General features: G+C 42.0%; 1 protein-coding gene. It reads left to right on the forward strand.

Annotated elements, in window-relative coordinates:
- Positions 1-148: 148 nt before the first annotated feature.
- Positions 149-457, forward strand: a 309-nt coding sequence (locus E4T82_RS12080) for an IS110 family transposase (RefSeq protein WP_167753635.1), incomplete at its 3' end; no start/stop codon positions are given.

The following is a 457-nucleotide window of genomic DNA, read 5'->3' on the forward strand; positions in this document are numbered from 1 at the left end:
CATTTTTATAGGTGTAGCTCTTCCTATCAAGCACAACTAACTGTGACTTTGAGCACGTAAACTTATAATTGGATAAGCGACTCGTTTGTGTAAGGGAAGAGCAGTCAAGGGATAGGCACTTCTCAAATTTGGTGAAGGGAGACCCCTCATGTTAAAAATTGTTTACCCCAATTGTTGTGGCATTGATGTGCATAAAACCTTTATCGTAGCGGTTATTGCCATCGCCGACAATCACGGAATCACTGAGTACCACCGTAAACGGTTCTCAACCTTTACCAATGGTCTCATTCAGCTACGCAATTGGTTGGAATACTATTCCTGCTTTGATGTCTCTATGGAATCCACTGGTAAATACTGGATTCCTGTCTTCAATATCCTCGAAGAACACGCTAACATCTGTCTGGCTCACCCAAAATATGTTAAAGCGATTCGTGGTAAGAAGACCGACAAGAAAGAC

It is taken from the genome of Streptococcus cuniculi, from assembly GCF_004570575.1.
Lineage (GTDB): Bacteria > Bacillota > Bacilli > Lactobacillales > Streptococcaceae > Streptococcus > Streptococcus cuniculi_A.